The organism is Streptomyces sp. NPDC023157, assembly GCF_055560575.1.
This window is the reverse complement of the sequence record NZ_JBVHIL010000006.1, coordinates 355,543-370,144: the sequence shown is the minus strand read 5'-3', so window position 1 is coordinate 370,144 and position 14,602 is coordinate 355,543. Positions and strand designations below refer to the sequence as shown.

Genomic DNA, 14,602 nt, shown 5'->3' with positions numbered 1-14,602 from the left:
CCGGTGCGGCCGTGAGCGGGGGCACGCTGGTGCCCGCGATACGACTTGGAGCGGACATGACCGACCTTCCTCCCCCGATCACTCCCTACCTCGAGCCCGCCGCCAAGGCACTGGCCGAGGCGACGGACCCGCACCCGCGGATCTACGAGGTCCCGCCCGAGCAGGGGCGCGGCATCCTCCTCGGCCTGCAGACCGAGCCCGGTGTGCCCCGACCCGATGTCGACGAGGAATGGGTGGATGTCGACGCCGGCGAGTGGGGCACCGTCCGCACCCGGATCATCCGGCCGAAGGGGGCCACCGGTCCGCTGCCCGTCGTGTTCTTCATCCACGGCGCCGGCTGGGTCTTCGGCGATGACAAGACCCATGACCGGCTCTTCCGTGAACTGACGGTCGGAGCGGGCGCCGCAGGCGTCTTCCCCGTGTACGACCGGGCACCGGAAGCGAAGTACCCCACCCAGGTCGAGCAGAACTACGCCGTCGGCCAGTGGGTCGCGCGGCACGGGGCGGAACACGGCATGGACGTCTCACGCATCGCCGTCGCCGGGGACTCGGTCGGCGGGTGCATGTCCACCGTCTTCGCGCTGATGAACAAGGAGCGCGGCGGAATCGACCTCAAGGCCCAGGTCCTGCTCTACCCGGTTACCGACGCCGACTTCGACACTCCGTCCTACCTGCAGTTCGCCGAGGGCTACTACCTGACCCGCGACGGCATGAAGTGGTTCTGGGACGCGTACACCACTGACCCCGCCCAGCGCGCCGAGTACCACGCCTCCCCCCTGCGGTCGTCCCTCGACCAGCTCAAGGGCCTGCCGACCACCCTGGTCGTCACCGACGAGGCCGATGTCCTGCGGGACGAGGGCGAACAGTACGCCAACAAGCTGCGCGAGGCGGGTGTCGACGTGACGTGCGTCCGCGTCACGGGTATGGTCCACGATTTCCTGCTCCTGGACAGCCTGCGCGACACCCGTGCGGCCAACGTCGCACGCAAGCTCGTCATCGATGCCCTCCGGACGGCGTTGCACGACGACTGACGTCCCGTGGGCACAGCGGGCGGGCTGTTCGGGCGGACGGCGCGCCCGCTCGTCGTGCGCAGGCCCCTGTCTGGGCTCGCGGCCCTGCGGAGCGCCCGTCGGTGGACGGGGTGATCTCAGCCCGGGGCTATCGTGCCGGGATGGCTGAGCCCGAGGCTTGTTGTTCGGTCGCGGTCCGCTCGGGCGTGCGGGCAACCTTCGGTAGGGGCGCGCGTTTCTGATCACGCGGTAGGGGACAGCAGTTCGCGCACCCATGCGGGATCGGGATTGGTGTGTGGCCGGCCCGCCACGACCACCGTCGGCACGGTCTCGTTGCCGTCGTTGGCTTCCCTCACCACCGCGGCTCCCACCGGGTCAGTCCAGATGTTGACCCAATGCAGCCGGCGAGCACGGCCACCTAGCCGGAGACGCAGGCGCATGCAGTACGCGCAGCCCGGACGCCAGAAGACGACCGGTCGACCGTCGACCGCGCTACGACGTTGCGCCTCCCGCGCACCGATCGACCTCGGGAAGATCAGCGGCGAGTTCACTCCGGCGAGCACCAGGAACGCCAAGAGGACTCCCGAGGCTGTGCCAAGGTTCCCCTTGACGCTCATTCCAGTCGCGACCGCCGAGCCGCAGACCGCGAGCAGTACCGGCAGGAGCCAAGCGCGCATCATGGGAGGCAGGCTACCGATGAGTCGACATGCTCTTCGAACCGGCCCACCCGCCCGAGCGTTCGGGCGGCGAGCAGATGCTCGGCTCGAAACGGGCCGGGCCGGTGCGCCGTGCCGCTCCCCTCAAGGGGCCGTCACATGGGCAGAGAGAACAGTCGCACTGACCCTTCGGGCCAGCGGGCGTCGTCGCGCAGGGGTGTCACCATCGTCTGCAGCGGCATGGTTGCCAGGCGGCCTTCGGGCTGTTCGACGAGGACGTCTTCGTCGAGCGGGTGCCATCCGAGGCGCTGGTACAGCGGTATGAGGGGCTGCCGGCAGAACAGCAGCGCATGTTGAGGGCCCATCGTCCGGGCATGATCCAGCGCTGCTGTCACGATGAGCCGCGCCAGTCCCTGACCCTGCATTCCGGGTGCTACGGCCACCCCGCCGACGCCCACCACCTCGGTCTCGGTGTCTCCGATCGCGACACGCAGTCGCAGCAGGCCGGTGTGTGCCACGAGCCGGCCGTGCCGTCCGATGCCGAAGTGATCTTCTTTCGGCAGCCAGGTCAGACCTGTCAAGGCGACACCGAAGGGGTCCTCGCCGGCGCCAAGGATCTCCTCCTGGTCCGCCTTCGTGTATTGGGCAAGTCGCATCACAGTCAGTGCACCGGAGGATGAGCTTTCAACCATTCCCCCATGATGATCGCATCGCCGACCACGGGCCAGACGCCCCCGCCACCCCGCACCGTGAAGGAACTCGGTCATTCGCTCGCTGCGTAGGCGGCAACGCGGTGGTCACTCGGTCGCGGAGCCAAAGGTGGAACCCAGGCGCTCGGCCTCGCCGTGGGAGCGCTCCGCGGCACGTCGGGCTTCACGCGCAGCCCGTTCCGCAGCCTTCAGCGCCTCACGCGCCTGTGCCGACGCCGCCACCGACTGCTGCTGCTCCTGTCGTGCCGTCCGCAGGTCGTGCTCCAGGCGCCGCACCCGCTTGCCGGCCTCCTCCGCCAGGGCCCGCGTAGCCGACTCGGCCTCCCTCGCCTCACGGAGCTCTTGCTCGCACCGGGCGGCCTCCGTGTCGGCCTGTGCCGCAGCAGTGCGAGCCCGTTCGAGATCCCGGAGCCGTGCATCGTCGTCGTGCCGTTGCCGTTGGTTCGGCCGGGTCCGCTTGGCCGGGGACGCGGCCGGGGCGGGGCGCGGCGGCGCGGTCTCCGGGGCGATGGCGGTGAAGTCGACCGTGGCCTCGGGCACCCTCACCAGTCGGCCGGCCGCCCACTGCCGGGCGACGTCCGGGTGGGCGAGCACGCCGTGGAGGATCTGTTCGATGGCTTGCAGTACGGTGTCGCTGACCGGCTGGCCTGCCTCGCCGGCCAGGGCGGCGGCGGTGCGGGCGAGGGTGGTGACGAGCTGGTGCTGCTGTCGGCTCGCCGTCCGCAGCTGCTCGGCGTCGAGCGTCCGGTGCGCCTCCCTCAGGTTCTCCCCCAGCGTCAAGAACCTCGCGGTCTCCTGCGGCTGCTGACGGGCCAGAAGGTTCGCGGCCCACGCCGCGGCCACCGGCCGGCGCAGCGCGGCGATCGCCTTCGCCGCCGCGGGGTCCTTCGCCTTGCGCGCCTCGGCGACGTACGCGTCCCGCGCCGCGGTGAACTGGTTCGGCGTGAGCCCGTACAGCTCGTCGGCGATCATCTCGACATCCACGCCCTCACTCTGTTCCGCCCTCACCGGGCTCGGTGGCTCCCACGGGTACCGGTTCCGCCGGATGCCTGGTCAGGTCACCCGCACGGACTGGACAGCGCCTTCCCACAGTGCTGCCCGTGCCACCGCGACGTACCGTCGGAGCACGGCCCCCGACAGGACGGGAGCCCGAAGGACCGGCCGCCCGCACCGCCGCCTCTCGAGTGCGGGTGGCCGACAACCGACCGCCGACCGACGTTGCGAACGCGCCGGGTGGGAGGGCAGGGGTTCATCCGACCCCACACCACGTCCGCCACCTCGCCTCCAACCCTCCACGAGGACACCGCCCAGACGGGCTATAGGGTCCTGCCTGTGGCGAATCATCAGGACGAGACCAGGGTGGCCTACGACGGGGTCGTCGAGCTGTACGCGTCGCTGTTCGCAGACCGGTTGGAGACACGGCCGTTCGCCCGGGCCATGATCGGCACCTTCGCCGAACTGGTGCGCGCGACGGGCAATCCACGGGCAGCGGACCTCGGGTGCGGGCCCGGGCATCTGACGGCCATGCTCAACGAACTGGGCCTGGACGCCTTCGGGCTCGACCTCTCGCCGGGCATGATCGACCACGCCCGCGAGGCCCATCCGGCGCTGCGCTTCCAGGAGGCGCGGATGGAGGCCCTGCCGATCGAGGACGGTGCGCTCGGCGGCGTACTGGCCCACTACTCGATGATCCACACCCCTCCGGGGGAACTGCCGGAGCTGCTCGCCGAACAGGTACGCGTCCTGGCACCGGGCGGCCTGCTCCTGGTCTCCTTCTTCGGGACCGACGGACCGGAACCGATCCGATTCGATCACAAGGTGACGCCTGCCTACAGCTGGCCGGCGGACCGGCTCGCCGACCTCCTGGCCTCCGCCGGACTCGATCCCTTCGCCCGGCTTCTCCACGACCCCGCCTCCGAGCGAGGCTTCCTCGACGCCCATCTGCTGGCCCGCCGTTCGTAGGGCCTGCCCGAGCGGCGGACGCTCACCAGTCCGCCTCATCCAGCCCGGCAAACGGTGTCTTCCAGTGTCCGGGGCATCGGGTAGGCGCGCTCCGCAGGAAACATCCGCTGGGCCTTGGTGGCATGGCCGGTCTGTATCAGGGTCGAGGCCCTGCGCACCTGGGGAGTGAGGTCGGTGAGACTGACGATCCAGTCGTCGGTGAACGTGCGGATCAGGTGGCGGCCAATGCCGACCTGGATGCTGTAGTGGTTCAGGGCCGCTCCGCGCGGCGAGCGCTCCGGGTCCCACTGGACGTGCACGGGCGCCTGGGCCACCGCCGCCGGGTCGGCGGTCGTCAGCACGGCCTGGGACAGGGCCTCCTCCCAGCCCTCCCGAGTGATCCGCACCGCGAGAACGCGTTCCTGGCCTGGCTTGCGGGCCCAGTTGCTGCGGTGCATCAGCCACATGAACGACGGCTTGATCCACGTCATCCGGTGGAACGAGAACGGCGCGACGAAGCGGCCCGCCCGCAGTGCCGCGTCGGCGATGGCGGGCGCATACGCCTGATAGACCACGATCGTGCGAGCGTCGTAGTCGGCACGAATCTGATACTGGGACGTCATGCGCCGCACCTTGCCATCTGGTCCGCCGGCGCGGCGAGCCGATTTCGCCGGCTTGTGGCCCTGTTCGACGGAGGGAACACAGAAGCCGGATGGCTCTTACGCTGGCAGCCGCGCGGCCGCCAGGGCTGCTCGATTCGTGACCGGCCTCGCGACCTGCTTCGCCACGCACGCCGGCATCCCCTCCACCGCGACCGCCGGCCCCGCGGCATCGGGGCAGCCGGCCGCCGTATCCGTCGCCTGACGCCGGAATGCCCCGGGCGAGGTGCCGACCAGCTCCGTGAAGCGGGTGGTGAACGTCCCCAGTGACGCGCAGCCGACCGCGAAGCAGACCTCGGTGACGCTGAGGTCGCCCCGCCGCAGCAGCGCCGCCGCCCGCTCGATACGACGCGTCATCAGATACGCGTACGGCGACTGCCCGTAGGCCGCCCGGAACTGCCGACTCAGATGTCCCGCGGACATGCTCGCCCCACGGGCGAGCGCCTCCACGTTCAACGGCAACGCGTACTGCCGGTCGATCCGGTCACGGACACGACGCAGCCGCGCCAGGTCAGCGAGACGCTGCGCCTGGACACGGGCACGGCGCCATTCAGGCCTGCACATCGAACCCCTCCCCTACGCCTTGGGCCTTCCCGATCCATCGGACGTCTTCGAGCACCTGGGTGCACGCCTCCCGGGTGGTCGCGGCGTGAGCCCGTACGGCTCAGCGCAGCTCCTGGAAGCGGACCAGATTGCCCGCGGGGTCGCGGAAGGCACAGTCGCGTACCCCGTACGGCTGCTCGGTCGGCTCCTGGACGACCTCCGCGTCACCGGCCTGCACCTTCTCGAACAACGCGTCGAGGTCCGGGGTGGCCAGCAGGATCCAGCCGTAGGTGCCCTTCGCCATCATCTCGGTGATCGTGCGGCGTTCGGACTCGGTGATGCCGGGATCGACGGCAGGGGGCGCCAGCAGGATCGACGTGCCCGGCTGCCCCGCCGGACCCACCGTGATCCAGCGCGTCCTGCCCTGCCCGACATCGCTGCGGACCTCGAAGCCGAGGAGGTCTCGGTAGAAGGCGACCGACGCGTCCGGGTCGTCGTGCGGGAGGGAAACCGTGTGAATGGTGATGTCCATGACCAGCAGGCTAGTCGCGGCCTCCTGGCCCGCGCTTCTCGAATCCTGACCGATCGCGCGGGTTGCAAGGGGGGTGGGGTCGCGGGATCGCTCTCACGCCCGGCAGGGCGTGAGGTTCGCCGACGGCGGACCGGGTGCCCGTCGTGGCGTGGTGGCCTGGGCCGCCCGTCCGCTCGGCCCAGGCCACCACGCTGTCGCGCTACCGCGCCATGTACTCCTGCCGCAGAGCGTCCAGGATGTGGGCCGCCTCGTCGAGGCCCGCGTTGCGGCAGCGGGCCGCGGCGGTCGTGAGGCGGGTGATGGCGTCGTTGCGCCGGTCCAGGCCGTTGCCCTCGATCAGCGCGGCCATGCGGACGGCCTCGGCGCGCGGCACCTCGCCTCGTTCGCCGCCCTGTTCGTGGGCGGAGATCGCGGCTTCCGCCTCGGCCAGCGCCTCGGGGAAGCGGTCTGCCTCGGCGAGGACGCGGGCGCGCCGGTAGTGGACGGAGCCCCTCTCGTACCAGTCCGGGTAGTCCTCGGCCGCGTCCGCCACGGCGGCGGCGATGACGGCGTCGGCCTGGGCCAGGTGGTCGAGGGCGGCGTCCACGCCCTCGGATTCCCTGGCCACCATGGTCAGGCGGGCGAACTCGCGCATCATTTCGGTGATCAGCGGCGGGTTCGGGGCCTCGGCGTGCGCCGCCAGGGCCCGCTGGTACGCCGTGGCCGCCTGGTCCCAGCGGTCGGCGAGGGCCAGGGTGGTGGCGGTCTCGGCGGCGACCAGCGTGTGGATGTACCGGTCCTCCTCCCATGCCGCGACGGTGTCCGCCAGGCGCAGGAACTCGGTGGCCGCGGGCAGGTGCTCCTCCAGCTCCCGCAGCCCGCGCGCCAGGTTGAGGCGGGCCTGGGCGAGGACGCGCTCGTCGAGGGAGGCGGCCGTCGGGTCGGACAGGACGGACTCCAGTACGGCGACGGCGTCGGCCTGCCTGCCGCTGCCGGACAGGACGTCGGCGAGCTGGAGCCGGGTCTCGGTGGCCTCGGTGTGCTCCTCCGCCTGGTCGAAGCGCGCGGCGGCCTCCGAGAGGTGGCGCACCGCGCCGGCCGGGTCGCCGAGGTGCGAGAGGGCGTGCCCGAGCAGGGCGTAGGTCGGGGCCAGCGGGAAGCGGGTGTCGTCGTACCGTACGGCGTCGGCGATCGCCTGGTGCAGCAGCTCCCTTGCCTCGGCCGGCTCGCCCTTGGCCATCAGGAACTGCGCGAGCAGGGCCCGCGGGCGTGAGCCTCGCCAGGGGCGCGCGGAACCTTCCAGGTCCTTCAGGGCGGCGCGCAGTTCCGTCTCGGCCCGGGCGTGGTCGCCGCGCCGCCCGTGCAGGTCCGCGACGTACTGGCGGGCGTTGGCGCGCTGGTGGGGGACGGACAGGCGTTCGGCCTCCGCACCGAGGCGGCCGACGTGCTCCTCGAACCGTTCCATGGCGGCGTCGGGCGGCTCCGGAAGCCGGTGCTCGGCGTCGCGGTAGGCGGCGTAGGCGCAGGCGTTGAGCACGATGAGGTACTCGCGGACCCGCTGGCCGCCCACGTCCGCGCCGGAGGCCGTCTCCCCCGCACCGGGCGACTCGCCCGTCAGCGGGGCCTCGGTCATCAGACGCTCCGCGTCGCGCAGGAACCCGTCGAGGCGGGCCCGTACGGCGTCGCCGTTCGCCTCGGCCTCCTCGGGGGTGGTCCCCCAGGACGCGGCGCGGGCCCGGGCGGACAGGGCGTGCCAGGGCATCCCGACCCGCTCGAACAGATCGGCGGCTTCCTCCATCGCCACGACGGCCTCGTCGTCGTGGTCGGCCGATCCGAGTCCGCCGGCACGGTGCTCGGCGAGCTCCGCGCGCAGCAGGTCCTCCGGGCCGAGTCCGGCGTCGTGCTCCGCGCCGCCGTCGGCGAGGCGCTGGTCGACGGCGGTCCACAGGCGCTCTGCCGTGGGGTGCCCCTCGCGCGAGAGGCGGCGTGCCTCGCCCACGAGGGCGACGAAGTCCTCGGGGAGCGCGGCGACCGGGGCCTTCGCGGCCGGGGCGGGCGCGACGGGGCCGCGGGCGGCGGGCGACCGCAGGCCCAGCGGCAGCGGCTCGTCGACCAGGGGCTGCCGGGCGAGCCGCAGGGCGCGCCGGTCGCCGACGGCGGTGGTGCCGTTGCGCCCGTCGAAGGCCGCGGCCAGCGCGTCGGCCTCGGAGCGGACGTGGCCGAGGAGTTCACCGGCCGTCCAGTTCCGGCCGGGCGGTCCGGCGACCGGCGTGTCGGCGTGCCCGTCCTCGACCAGGCGGGCGATCAGGACCTCCACGCCGGTGAGGAACTCCAGGTGGGCCAGCGGGGCGCCGACGGCCTCGAACAGCGGGCGGTTCTCGGCGAGGATCTCCAGGCCGCGGCCCTCGTTGCGCGACAGGGCGCAGAACTCCAGGTGGAGGCCGACCTCCTGCTGCGTACCGTTGCCGCCGCGGACCTTGCGGTATCCGGTGAGGTGGTGGGAGCGGACCTCGTCCGTGCGTCCGGTGCGCAGCATCGGCAGCAGGGCGCGGGCCTGGCTCGCCTGCGGCTCCTCGCTGCACGCCTGCGCGCCGCCGAGGACCGGCGCCCAGGTGTCGAGGGCTCCCTCGTCGTCGCCCGACAGCACCTGGTGCCAGGCGAAGTTGCGGGTCTCGCAGGCCTCGCAGTCGCTCAGCTCGGTGCGCCCGCGGGTCGCCCACAGGTCGTACGCGTCGGCGACGCCGTCGCCCGTGTGGACGGCGACGTGGTAGCGCATGGCCGCGACGGGCTGCATGTCGTGCTCGGCCGCCTCGTAGCGAGAGCGCATCCGGTCGATCCAGCCGTGCACGGTGGCCAGCGGCACCTCGGGGACCTGGAGCAGTGACGTGGTGACCCACTTGAAGCGCCAGAAGACCTGGTGGGCCTCCCAGGGGCTGAACGACTCGGGCGCGGTGTCCCAGAGCTTGAGCAGCCGGGCGAAGACGACGGGCGACTTGCGGTGTTCGCCGGTGAACTCATAGGCCGTCATGAGTTCCAGCAGGGCGGTGACGAGCACGTCGGGCTTGTCGAACGCCTCCGCCGCCTCGACGAGTTCCTCGGCGGTGACGGTGCGGTGGAGACCGTGCGGGCGGTCGTGGTTCTCCCGCATCGCCTCCAGCACGGCCTCGGGGGTGTCCAGCATCTAGATCTCCTTCCGGGGCTCGGTGCCGGGGGCGTCCGTGCCGGGGTGGTGCATGGCGTGGGTGAGCAGTCCGATGAACGCCCGGTTGAGCAGGGCGCTCTCGCTCGCCTTCAGGGGGCGGCGGCTGAGCAGCAGGGCCTGGCCGTAGAGCGCTTCGGCGGTCGTGACGGCGAGGCCGCGCTCGGCGATCGTGATCGCCTGGCGGACCAGCGGGTTGAGGTGGTTCAGGACGAGCTGCGCCCGGGGGGTCTCGTGGCGCAGGGAGCCGAGGATGTCGGCCCACAGGCCGTCGCTGTCGGCCGCGAGGTGGGACCGGGTCCGCTCGTGGCGTGCCTCACGGTTGTCGAGGAGCAGCGCGGGGGCGGTCACGGGCTGGAAGTCGCGCAGGACGACGTCGCAGTCGTGGACGCCGACGGTCTCCCGGGCGATGGCGAGGAAGGCAGCCGCGCGCAGCTCGGCGGTGGGGTCGACGGCGTCGAGGTGGGCGGTGACGGTGGCCGGGTCGAGGTCGGTGACGCTCGTGCCGGGCCGGATCTCCGGCAGCCGGAGCACGAGGTCGCGGTCGTAGGTATAGCCGCCGTTGACGACGCCGAGGCCGGCGGCCGAGGCGATCGGGGCGACCTGCCGGAACTCCTCGACGCTCCGGGTGACCAGGAGGGCCGGGTGGGTCCGGGCGAACTCCTCCAGGGTGACGTTGCCGTCGGTGGTCTCGAACGGCAGCCACGGCAGCACGATGCGGAGCAGTTCGTCGTCGTAGCGGGCGAGCGCCTTGACGGCGAGGTGGTGGCTGTCGATGAACCGGTGCAACAGGGCCGGATCGCTGGCGGCGAGCCCGGTGAGCCAGTCACGGATCCGGTCGCCGAGGGCGTCGCGTACGGCGGACAGCGTGCCGTCCTCGTACAGCGCCTCACGGGAGGCGGTCGGCCGCAGGCTCGTGGTGTCGACGACGCACCGTACGAAGAACGCCCAGTCCGGCAGCAGCTCCGGGGCCTGGTCGGTGAGCAGCATGCCCTTGAGGTGGACGCGGTGGCCCGCGCGCTCGGCCGGGCTGACGGGGGTGGGCAGGACGTACGCGGCGCCCCGCAGGCCGGCCGCCGGGAGGTCGAGCTCGATGGTGTCGAGCGGGGTGAAGCCGAAGAGGGTACGGCCGTACTCGGCGAACGCCTCGCGGCGGGCCAGCGGGGAGCGGTGGGTACGGTCCCACGGAGGCGTCTCGTTGACGCGGTGGTCCTCACCGCGCGGTCCGACGACGGCGACCTCGTGCCGCAGCAACCCGCCGTAGTGCCGGGCCAGTTCGACGACCCGCTCGGGGCTCGTCCACTCCGCGTTGTCGACCCGCGGAACGAGCCGCACGGTCGTGCCCGGCTCGGGCACGGCCGAGGCGGGCAGCGTACGGATGGTGTAGCGCCCGTCGGAGTGGCCGCGCCATTCGACGGCGGGCGCCGCCGGGTCCGCCGCGGACCTGGTGAGCACCGTGATCTCGTCGGCGACCACGAAGCAGGCGAGCAGACCGATGCCGAACTGGCCGATGAACTCCCCGCGCGCGGCATCGAGCCCCGCCCCGTCGAGAGCGCCGTCCGGGGTCCGCTTGGAGCTGCGCCCGATGGTGGCCAGGAAGCGGTGGACGTCGGCCTCGGACAGACCGACGCCGGTGTCCGTGACGGTGAGGGTGTCGCCGGTGCGCACGGTGATGGTGCCGGGCGCGGCGGGGTCCAGCGCCTGGCGCGCGGTGATGGCGTCGACGGCGTTCTGGAGCAGCTCGCGCAGGTAGACGCGGGGGCTCGAGTAGAGGTGGTGGGAGAGCAGGTCGACCAGGCCGCGCAGGTCGACCTGGAAGGTGTGCGCGGTCTCGGAACCGGAAGGGGACAAGGGTCGGTCCTTCGCTGGGCGCGCCCGCGCCGGAGGGCGGGGCGGGCGGGCTTGTGGGCGGGAGGGGGGGGAGGCGGCCGATGGGCGGCCTGTCGGCGACCGCTGGTCGATCCGTCGGGGCGGGTGGGGGCGGCCGGGACTCGGCCGCGGCGCCGGACGACGGCCGGCGGCTGCGGACCGCCGGTCAGGCGTCAGGCGTCAGGCGTCAGGCGTCAGGCGTCAGGCGTCAGGCGTCAGGCGTCAGGCGTCAGGCGTCAGGCGTCAGGCGTCAGGCGTCAGCGGCCAACGGTCGCCGATCCCCGGTCGTTGACCGGTCAGCGTCCGGCTGCGGAACGCATCTTCCGGTAGGCAGCGGCCGGGTCGGAGCCGTTGAGGTAGTACCAGGGGGACTCGGTGACCCGCCCCTCGGCGGCCTCGAAGCACTCGCGTGCTCCCGCTCTGTCGCCGGCCAGTGAGAAGGCCATGGCGAAGGTGTTGACCAGCGGGAGCCAGCCGCGCCCGCGCGCGAAGTCCGGGTGCCGGTAGGAGTGGTCGGCGGCCTCGTTCAGCGAAGCCGCGACCTCGGACCCGCGGATGTACGTGGCGTCCGCCCCCTCGTCGAGGCTGACCCAGTGTTCGATGTGCGCGTACGGGACGAGCTGACCGAGCAGCGTGCCGCCGGGTGCGCCGAAGGCCGCGGCCCGCGCGAAGGCGTGCATCTCCTCGTGCGATCCGCTCCACTTCGCGCACACCTGCTGCAACTGCTGCTGGTGGGCGCCCAGGTGGTACGGGGATCGCCGCACGGTCGCCTCGAAGCGGCGGCGCGCGACGGCCTGGCCGACCTGGAGGCCGCGGCCGGTGATCTGCAGGCCGTACCAGGGCGAGGACCATCCGGGCTCCCGCTCGGCGACCTCGTACAGCCACTGTTCGGCCTGGCGCAGGCGCGCGTGGAACACCTCGAACTGCTCGCGCGAGACGTGCTTGGCGAGGGCGTCGGTCCGGGCCTCCCAGCCCCAGGTGATGTGTCGGATGCCGGCGACGAGGCGTGGCAACGGGGCGTCCGGCTCGGCTTCGAGGACGGGCGCGATCCACTGCTCCACCCCGGCGGTCTCGGCGACCGCCCACAGGAGCTCCGTCCGGTCGGCGCTCTCGGGCCGGGCCTCCAGTACGGCGCGTACCGTCGGCCAGTCCGCGGCCTCGGCGGCCGCGCGTACACGCGGCACGTCGGGGTCGCCGGAGTCCTTCTGCAGCTTCGCGTCGGGCCGCCCGGCCCATCTCCCCAGTGTGAGCCCCCAGTCACGGAGCAACGCCATGTCCCCACCCCTTGCCATGTTCGAACGGGCAGGTCATCGATCTTCCCACCCGGTGGCATAGTGACTATCACGGGCGACCGACAATCGCACACCAGTATCCACAGCTGGCTTCCGGACCTCGGGGTTCGGGAGGCGAGGTGGCAGGTTGACACGGTGTTCGACTCTCCGCGTGAGCCGTGGCTGCGTGAGCCGTGGCTGCGCGGCAGACTGCACCTGCCCGTTCATCGAGCCGTTCAGCGAGTCGCGTACCGACCCGGCCGGGGCTGCCGGCGGAACTCGTCGAAACGCTCGCGCACGATGACGACTCCCGCCGAGGGCGCTGCGGCCAATTCGGCCCTCCCCGTTCCGCCCATGCACGCACTCCTCGACCACTGCCTGAACGGCACCGCCACCCTTCCGGGGGCCGTCCAGCGTTGACGGACGACGCCCCCACGGATTTCGGCAGGTCAGGCTGGGAGGGCGATCAGAAGCAGGGGCGTGGTGGTGGGCTGGGGGGAGCCTCCGGTGGGTTCGAGGGTGAGGCCGACGGCGCTCGCGTCGGTGGGGCTGCCGGTGAGGATGACGGTGCCGTCGTGGTCGATGAGACCGGCGGGGAGCATCGTGCCGTTGTGGTCGAGCCAGAGCTGATAGGTCTTGCCGGTGCCCGGCGCGGGGAGGTTGGCGGCGGTGAAGACGGCCTTGTTCTGCCGGTCGGAGGTGACGACGCTGGTCAGCGCTCCGTTGGCGGCCCGCGCGTGGGCGGTACGGGCGTCGGGTGCGGCGAGGACGGCGCTGACCGCGTCGAGTTGCCGCTGCGATTGGCGGGCCTGCCGTTCGAGGTCCTGGATGTGCTGCGTCTGCCACACCGTGGCGCCGCCGAGTACGGCCGCGGCCACGCCGGCGGCCAGGGCGAGCACGGGGGCCTTGCGGCGCAGGGCGCTGCCGAAGGCGGGGGCGGAAGCCTGGGTGGGGATACGTGGCGGGAGTTGACGCACTCCCTCGATGGCGGCCATGACCTGGGCCTTGGCTGTGGCGGGCGGTGCCAGGGAGACGGCCGCCGCCAGGCGTGCCGCGGTCGCGTCGAACTCCGCCACATCCTGCCGGCAGGCCGCGCACGTGCGCAGGTGGTCTTCGAAGGCGCCGCGCTCTCCGGGGTCGAGCGCGTTCAGGGTGTAGGGGGCGGCGAGGGTGTGGAGGTCGGTCACGTCGTGCTTCATGCGGTCACCCCCATGCAGTCGCGGAGCCGGATGAGCCCGTCGCGCATGCGTGTCTTGATGGTGGGAAGCGGCGTGCGCAGGGCTTCGGCGACTTCACGGTAGGTCAGCCCCTGGTAGTACGCGAGGGTGACCGCCTGCCGCTGGAGTTCGGTGAGGCCGCGCACACAGCGCCGGACCTGCTCGGACTCCAGCCGGGTCTCGACCTGTTCGGCGACCTCGTCGTACGCGGTGGTGTGTTCGCGGGCGGCCTGGGCGTGCTCGCGGTCGGACGCGGCCTGGGCGGAGCGGACCCGGTCCACGGCCCGCCGGTGGGCGATGGTCGCCGCCCAGCTGGTGACCGAGCCGGCGTCGGGGCGGTAGCGCGCGGCCTGGCGCCACAGGTCGATCATCACCTCCTGGGCGACCTCCTCCGACTGCGCCCGATCACGTACGACTTTGATCACGATCCCGAACACCAGGGGCGCGAGGCCGTCGTAGAGGACGGAGAAAGCCTGCTTGTCACCGTGCGCGACCTTCTCCATGACCTCGGCCAGGTCGCTGCGGGCGGGGTCGCCGCAGGGTCGGGCGGTGAAGGGGAGCGGTTGGTTCACCGGCGCGGCTCCGGACGTGGGGAGGAGGAGACGGAGGGGCGGTCGGGCGGGGTCGGGGGGCGGGGGGTCCATCGCATGTCAGTCCTCGACTGGTCGCTCAGGGGGTGACGGGCCGCCCCACGGGTCGGGCCGGCCACCGCGCAAGGGGTGGGCGTGCGTGTCAGCGGTACTTCGTAGCGGTGGGGCGCGCGGATGGGAGGCCGGTTTCTCACGCCGATGGGTGGGAGCCGATCGCCTTCAGCGCCTCCAGGTCGTCGATGAGCGTGCATCGGGTCCTGCCTGCGGGTTCGGATGCCTTCACCTGGTAGTTCGGCGCGGGGCGCCTGGCGGATGCGGCGTGCGGCATCCGGCATCCGGCATCCGGCATCCGGCATCCGGCATCCGGCATCCGGTTCGAAAACGCTGTGCGGGGCTCTGCGATACCCGCACTGACTGCCTGCCCGC

General features: G+C 72.4%; 13 protein-coding genes. 2 read left to right on the top strand and 11 right to left on the bottom strand.

The window, feature by feature from the left end:
• Positions 1 to 56: 56 nt before the first annotated feature.
• Positions 57 to 1,031, top strand: a complete 975-nt coding sequence (locus ACZ3ZE_RS23455; RefSeq protein WP_467260541.1) for an alpha/beta hydrolase — start codon at positions 57 to 59, stop codon at positions 1,029 to 1,031.
• A gap of 221 nt (positions 1,032 to 1,252) precedes the next feature.
• On the opposite strand, the gene ACZ3ZE_RS23450 is transcribed toward ACZ3ZE_RS23455, so the two are convergent.
• The 3 genes from ACZ3ZE_RS23450 to ACZ3ZE_RS23440 all read right to left on the bottom strand — a co-directional run bounded on the left by ACZ3ZE_RS23450 (position 1,253) and on the right by ACZ3ZE_RS23440 (position 3,360).
• A complete protein-coding gene (locus tag ACZ3ZE_RS23450; RefSeq protein ID WP_361176457.1) occupies positions 1,253 to 1,690 on the bottom strand; it encodes a glutaredoxin domain-containing protein in 438 nt (145 codons plus the stop codon).
• 131 nt (positions 1,691 to 1,821) lie between these two features.
• Positions 1,822 to 2,322, bottom strand: coding sequence for a GNAT family N-acetyltransferase (locus tag ACZ3ZE_RS23445; protein ID WP_467260539.1), 501 nt, complete (start codon positions 2,320 to 2,322; stop codon positions 1,822 to 1,824).
• Between the two features lie 141 nt (positions 2,323 to 2,463).
• Entirely contained in the window at positions 2,464 to 3,360 is an 897-nt protein-coding gene (locus tag ACZ3ZE_RS23440; protein WP_467260536.1) for a hypothetical protein, read from the bottom strand.
• Between the two features lie 348 nt (positions 3,361 to 3,708).
• On the opposite strand from ACZ3ZE_RS23440, the gene ACZ3ZE_RS23435 reads away from it, so the two are divergent.
• Positions 3,709 to 4,338: a class I SAM-dependent methyltransferase gene (locus ACZ3ZE_RS23435; protein ID WP_467260533.1), complete on the top strand. Its 630-nt coding sequence runs from the start codon at positions 3,709 to 3,711 to the stop codon at positions 4,336 to 4,338.
• Between the two features lie 35 nt (positions 4,339 to 4,373).
• Here the strand turns inward: ACZ3ZE_RS23435 and ACZ3ZE_RS23430 are convergent, their stop codons facing one another.
• From ACZ3ZE_RS23430 to sigK, 8 genes are all read right to left on the bottom strand, one after another.
• Positions 4,374 to 4,940, bottom strand: a complete 567-nt coding sequence (locus tag ACZ3ZE_RS23430) for a DUF4291 domain-containing protein (protein ID WP_361176465.1) — start codon at positions 4,938 to 4,940, stop codon at positions 4,374 to 4,376.
• Positions 4,941 to 5,036: 96 nt separating this feature from the next.
• Positions 5,037 to 5,540, bottom strand: a complete 504-nt coding sequence (locus ACZ3ZE_RS23425; RefSeq protein WP_467260531.1) for a helix-turn-helix transcriptional regulator — start codon at positions 5,538 to 5,540, stop codon at positions 5,037 to 5,039.
• Between the two features lie 100 nt (positions 5,541 to 5,640).
• A complete protein-coding gene (locus tag ACZ3ZE_RS23420) occupies positions 5,641 to 6,051 on the bottom strand; it encodes a VOC family protein (protein WP_361176469.1) in 411 nt (136 codons plus the stop codon).
• A gap of 199 nt (positions 6,052 to 6,250) precedes the next feature.
• On the bottom strand, positions 6,251 to 9,211 hold the full coding sequence (locus tag ACZ3ZE_RS23415) for a tetratricopeptide repeat protein (protein ID WP_467260528.1): 2,961 nt from the start codon (positions 9,209 to 9,211) through the stop codon (positions 6,251 to 6,253).
• A complete protein-coding gene (locus ACZ3ZE_RS23410; protein ID WP_467260526.1) occupies positions 9,212 to 11,080 on the bottom strand; it encodes an HSP90 family protein in 1,869 nt (622 codons plus the stop codon).
• 314 nt (positions 11,081 to 11,394) lie between these two features.
• A complete protein-coding gene (locus ACZ3ZE_RS23405) occupies positions 11,395 to 12,372 on the bottom strand; it encodes a hypothetical protein (protein ID WP_467260524.1) in 978 nt (325 codons plus the stop codon).
• Positions 12,373 to 12,818: 446 nt separating this feature from the next.
• Positions 12,819 to 13,568, bottom strand: a complete 750-nt coding sequence (locus ACZ3ZE_RS23400; protein WP_361629432.1) for an anti-sigma factor — start codon at positions 13,566 to 13,568, stop codon at positions 12,819 to 12,821.
• Positions 13,565 to 14,158, bottom strand: a complete 594-nt coding sequence (gene sigK, locus ACZ3ZE_RS23395) for an ECF RNA polymerase sigma factor SigK (protein ID WP_361176479.1) — start codon at positions 14,156 to 14,158, stop codon at positions 13,565 to 13,567. The genes ACZ3ZE_RS23400 and sigK overlap by 4 nt, the downstream gene beginning before the upstream one ends.
• Positions 14,159 to 14,602: the final 444 nt, after the last annotated feature.

What these genes read in the sequence shown, in the direction of transcription:
- ACZ3ZE_RS23455 (WP_467260541.1), top strand. Translation starts at nt 57, where the DNA reads ATGACCGACCTTCCTCCCCCGATCACTCCCTACCTCGAGCCCGCCGCC.
- ACZ3ZE_RS23450 (WP_361176457.1), bottom strand. Translation starts at nt 1,690, where the DNA reads ATGATGCGCGCTTGGCTCCTGCCGGTACTGCTCGCGGTCTGCGGCTCG.
- ACZ3ZE_RS23445 (WP_467260539.1), bottom strand. Translation starts at nt 2,322, where the DNA reads ATGCGACTTGCCCAATACACGAAGGCGGACCAGGAGGAGATCCTTGGC.
- ACZ3ZE_RS23430 (WP_361176465.1), bottom strand. Translation starts at nt 4,940, where the DNA reads ATGACGTCCCAGTATCAGATTCGTGCCGACTACGACGCTCGCACGATC.
- ACZ3ZE_RS23425 (WP_467260531.1), bottom strand. Translation starts at nt 5,540, where the DNA reads ATGTGCAGGCCTGAATGGCGCCGTGCCCGTGTCCAGGCGCAGCGTCTC.
- ACZ3ZE_RS23420 (WP_361176469.1), bottom strand. Translation starts at nt 6,051, where the DNA reads ATGGACATCACCATTCACACGGTTTCCCTCCCGCACGACGACCCGGAC.
- ACZ3ZE_RS23415 (WP_467260528.1), bottom strand. Translation starts at nt 9,211, where the DNA reads ATGCTGGACACCCCCGAGGCCGTGCTGGAGGCGATGCGGGAGAACCAC.
- ACZ3ZE_RS23405 (WP_467260524.1), bottom strand. Translation starts at nt 12,372, where the DNA reads ATGGCGTTGCTCCGTGACTGGGGGCTCACACTGGGGAGATGGGCCGGG.
- ACZ3ZE_RS23400 (WP_361629432.1), bottom strand. Translation starts at nt 13,568, where the DNA reads ATGAAGCACGACGTGACCGACCTCCACACCCTCGCCGCCCCCTACACC.